The 4517-nt window shown below is 39.0% G+C and carries 3 protein-coding genes; 1 reads left to right on the top strand and 2 read right to left on the bottom strand.

Translation table 11 applies throughout. The annotated features are described in order from the left end of the window. Nucleotides 1-293: 293 nt before the first annotated feature. Nucleotides 294-605, bottom strand: a complete 312-nt coding sequence (locus ACFFAP_RS36325; protein ID WP_375515755.1) for a DUF4407 domain-containing protein — start codon at nt 603-605, stop codon at nt 294-296. A 278-nt stretch (nt 606-883) separates the two neighbouring features. Between ACFFAP_RS36325 and ACFFAP_RS36330 the strand changes: the two genes are divergently transcribed. Beyond that, nucleotides 884-3616 (top strand): CHASE2 domain-containing protein, encoded by a 2733-nt coding sequence (locus ACFFAP_RS36330; protein ID WP_375515756.1) that lies wholly within the window; start codon nt 884-886, stop codon nt 3614-3616. Here ACFFAP_RS36330 and ACFFAP_RS36335 read toward each other — a convergent pair. Beyond that, entirely contained in the window at nt 3594-4355 is a 762-nt protein-coding gene (locus ACFFAP_RS36335) for a DUF928 domain-containing protein (RefSeq protein WP_375515757.1), read from the bottom strand. The genes ACFFAP_RS36330 and ACFFAP_RS36335 overlap by 23 nt on opposite strands. Nucleotides 4356-4517 lie beyond the last annotated feature (162 nt).

A 4517-nucleotide genomic window follows, 5' to 3' on the forward strand; every position in this document is an offset into this window, starting at 1 on the left:
TCTATCCTCAATTTAGTTTGTTATTGGACTTTTTCTTTTTCCTGATCTTATTTATCATTGCTTTTTTTCACAAGATCAATTGAATATGAGTTTCGTTTTAAGAAAGCTATTTTATTCACTTGATTTTTATAAATTTCCTTTAATATCTTCCTCTGTTTCCTCCAGTTTTGTGCTTGTTTGAGTATTCATTTCATCAATTTTTTAGTTTATTTTATTTGTAAAAGTTTTTATCTCCACAGGTTTAGCAATAACAAAACCTAATGAAAAATCCAGGATTAAATGAGGAATGATTACTATGATATCTGCCTGCAAATTATTTTTTTCTTTTTGCTACTTAAAATAACAAACCTATCTAAATTAAAAATCTTTATTCCCCAAATAAAACCTATCGAACTAGAGACTAAAACCGAGTTAAATTCAGTATATAATGCATAGCTTCCAGATAAAAAAGCTACAACAGCAATTAGTAAAATAGATGCACCAATAGATGCGTACTTATTCTTCTCTGAAGAACGGTTTTCAGGAGACATAGACTCATATGATACGATGTTATTATTGATACTAAAAGCAAATAAAAGAAATTTTTTCAAGCTTGGAAAAGACATTTGAGACTCCTTTAGTAGTGGTTAATGGCATCCGTAAGTTTCTTTAACCCATACCAGTATCTTTATGCTATGTTATGAATCATACAAGAGGAAAAAGTCAGATATTTATTAATTAATTAGGAATACTCAAAAATCGAAAATAGGTAAAAGTCAGCTAAAGTCAGTTGATCAATGAAAATAGTATAATTCTTCTCTAGGAATGTTAGATAATAAATTATTTATATCACTGTATATGAAATTAAAACTAAATATATTGGAAAATGTAAAGGATAGCCTTGATGACAGCAGCAAAATCAAACTTTGAATATCAAATCGGAGGGAGTCTTGAGAGTAATGCTCCTAGCTATGTGAAACGATATGCTGATAGAGAATTTTATGAGCGCTTAAAGTGGGGTCAGTTTTGTTATGTGCTGAACTCGCGGCAGATGGGCAAGTCTAGCTTGCGAGTGCAGATGATGCAAAGGCTACAAGCAGAAGGAATCATCTGTGCGTTTATTGACTTGACAGGAATGGGAACACAGGATGTAACTCCAGAAAAGTGGTATGCAGGGATTGTCCAATCTTTGGTGAGTAGTTGCCAACTGCACTCAAAAATTCAATGGCGGAGTTGGTGGCGTGAGCGGCGAGATTTGCTTTCACCGGTACAGTGTTTGAACAAATTTATTGAAGAAGTACTGTTAGTGGAGGTAAAGCAAAATATAGTTATTTTTATTGATGAAATTGATCGCGTTTTGAGTCAGAATTTCTCTTTGGATGATTTTTTTGCTTTAATTAGATTCTTTTTTCAGCAAAGAGAGGTTAATTATGAATATAGGCGTTTGACTTTTGCACTCTTGGGGGTTGCAAATCCTAACGAACTGATTCAAGATAAAACCCAGACACCATTCAATATTGGCAAGGCGATTGAACTGCAAGGATTTCAGCCTGATGAAGTACAACCGTTAATAGATGGTTTGAAACAGAGAGTGAGCAACCCCGAAAAGGTTATCATGGAGATACTAGAATGGACAGGTGGGCAACCGTTTCTGACGCAAAAGCTGTGTCAATTTATAGTTTTGGAGTCAACTGCTCAAAGATTTTCATCGGTTGAGCAAGTAGTAAGGTCGCACATTGTTGAGAATTGGGAATCTCAAGATGAACCTGAGCATTTGAGGACTATTCGCGATCGCATCTTGTACAGAAATGAAAAACGTACAGGTAGATTATTAGAATTATACCAGCAAATTTTACGTCAAGGAGAAATTTCTGCTGATGGTACTCCTGAACAAATCGAATTACGATTATCAGGGTTAGTAGTTGAGCAACAAGGCAAGCTCAAGGTATATAATCGCATTTACGAAGCTGTATTTAACCACAGTTGGGTTGAGCGTAAATTAACAGAGTTGCGACCTTATGCAGAAGCGATCGCAGCCTGGTCAGCATCAGCTTACCAAGATCAATCCTATCTATTGCGAGGACAAGCTTTACAAGATACCTTAGTTTGGGCATTAGGTAAAAGCCTTGGCGATTTAGATTATCAATTTTTAGCCGCTAGTCAGGAATTAGCTAAACGCCAAGCCCAAATGTCACTGCAAGCACTAGCACAAGCTAATAAACTTTTGGCACAAGCTAGACAAAAAGTCAAGCTAAAAGTTTTGCAACGGCGAATTGGTTGGGGTTGGATACCACGGATTGCTATATTTGTGACTGCACCTATTCTGCTGCTGCGCTTTGGTGGATTGTTGCAGGGTGGTGAGTGGAATATGCTTGACCAGTTTTTTTGCTGGCGGCTGTTGCTAGAATCACCAGAGAAACGGATAGCGATTGTCACTATTGATGAAGAAGATATACAAAAGGTAGGAAAGTGGCCTATCCCCGATCAAGTTTTAGCTAAGGCAATTGCCAATATTAAAGCCCAAAAACCTAGAGCAATTGGTTTAGATATTTTTCGAGATTTGCCTGTAGAACCTGGGCATCAGGATTTGGTTAACATCTTCAAATCAACTTCTAACTTATATGGAATTGAGAAAGTTGGGGGAAGTAAGATTGATATCATTGCCCCTCCTCCCACTCTTGACCCAGAAAGGGTGGGCTTTGCCGATCAGGTTGTGGATGCAGATAATAAGGTGCGTCGTGCATTATTATCAGTAAACGTCTCGCAAAATGAAACACGCTACAGTTTGGCAATGAAACTGGCGCTGCACTATTTAGAGAATGAAAAGATAACCATAGAATTGGTTGACAACGACCCCCAACGTCAAAGGTGGCGTTGGGGTAAAGCAGTGTTTGAAAGGTTTGTGGGTAATGATGGAGGCTACGTTCATGCAGATTCTGGAGGTTATCAGATTTTGCTGAACTTTAGAGGGAATCAGGAAAATTTTGCTACTTTCCCTTTAAGGGATATCTTGGAAAAGCGCATTCCCCCTGATAGTTTACGCGATCGCCTAGTTTTGATTGGCACTACTGCTGCAAGTATTAAAGATATATTTTATACGCCCTATAATATTGGTCTATTTAGTTTTTCGCAGCCGATGAATGGGGTGATTATTCATGCAAACATTATCAGTCAAATAATTAGTGCTGTTCTTGATGATAGACCTTTGCTTCATGTTTGGCAAGAACCCATAGAATGGCTGTGGATTTTAGTTTGGGCGGGATTAGGAGCAGTAGTTAGCCGACAGTTGAGGTGTTCAATTGCGATCTCTGCCAGTATAATCCTTGTTGGTGCTGGGCTTTTGGGGATTGGCTTTTTAGCCTTTTGCTTAGGCTGGTGGTTACCCATCATTCCCTCGCTGTTAGTATTTTTGGGATCAGCAGTCGCCTTAGAGTTGGTTACTCACAAACAACTCGAAAGACTCCAATTCCATCATACTTTGGCACTGCTTTTTGAAATGTGCCAAGACCATCCCCTTGCTGGAGCAATTGCCATTGAATACCTCAAGCAGTCAGAAAGCCAGAAGAATCAGGCTTTTATCGAGCAGCAGTTACGAGAAAAACAGTTAGCCACTTTTACAACCGAAGCGATTGAGTAGCGATCGCTTCTAGCCCTACAGACTTAAGAAAGTCAGTCCAGGTATCTGCTATGACTTGATTATCAGGCTGAGTGTTTTTGATTTGAGCTAGGGCAATGACGGCATCGTACCAAATTCCTTCTTCACTGTAAGCATCTACCTGCTCCAAAGTTGTCCTCTGCTGACTCTGGAGTTGAGGTAAAGCCACACGGTGTACCCACGAGGTAATTACTGGATCGTTAGGGCTAGGTTTTTCCCCACATATCAACGCTAAAGCCCACTGATAATTTTTACCTACTTGCAGAGGGGGTGAGCTATCTGCTGACTTGATGCCAATAATACCAGGTTCACCTTTAATAAGAATGAAGCTTTGGGAATAAAGCTGATTGTCTTCTGTTATCAAGCTTAAGACTACTTGCTTGGCAGATGTTTGGGGCAGATACACTAAAAATGTCGGATGCTCTGCTATAGTCAACCCATAGTTGCTGTCAGTCGGAACAACGGACATTACAGGGATCTGGTTAGATGAAGTGGTTGTTGATGTTGCATCTTGAGGACATTGCCAATTACTACGAGACCCTGCTGATAATGTAAATTTTGGCTTCCCCTGATTTAGTGGTGGTTTGAATATTATCCGCTGGAGTTTTGAGCGATTAGTCGGCCTTGGAATATTTGCATTTGATTGGGCAATTGTTGGTTGCGTCCCCATCAGAAACAACCCGATCGTTATTAGACTAATCAACTGTTGACTATTTAACATGGGTTATCTTTTGGTAAAGTCTAAGCTCTTTAATTAAAGTTCTACTCATTAGTAATGCTCAATTCCGCAAAAATAGCATACTACTTGCTGGCTATAACCAATTACCTATTTAACGTGAGTTCGGGTTAAGATTAGGCGGCAGAAAGCAAATTGTGATCGATG

This window comes from uncultured Nostoc sp. (assembly GCF_964245575.1).
Lineage (GTDB): Bacteria > Cyanobacteriota > Cyanobacteriia > Cyanobacteriales > Nostocaceae > Nostoc.

Excerpts from the sequence above, each read along its gene's own strand:
- ACFFAP_RS36335 (WP_375515757.1), bottom strand. The coding sequence starts at position 4,355 with ATGTTAAATAGTCAACAGTTGATTAGTCTAATAACGATCGGGTTGTTT.
- ACFFAP_RS36325 (WP_375515755.1), bottom strand. The coding sequence starts at position 605 with ATGTCTTTTCCAAGCTTGAAAAAATTTCTTTTATTTGCTTTTAGTATC.
- ACFFAP_RS36330 (WP_375515756.1), top strand. The coding sequence starts at position 884 with ATGACAGCAGCAAAATCAAACTTTGAATATCAAATCGGAGGGAGTCTT.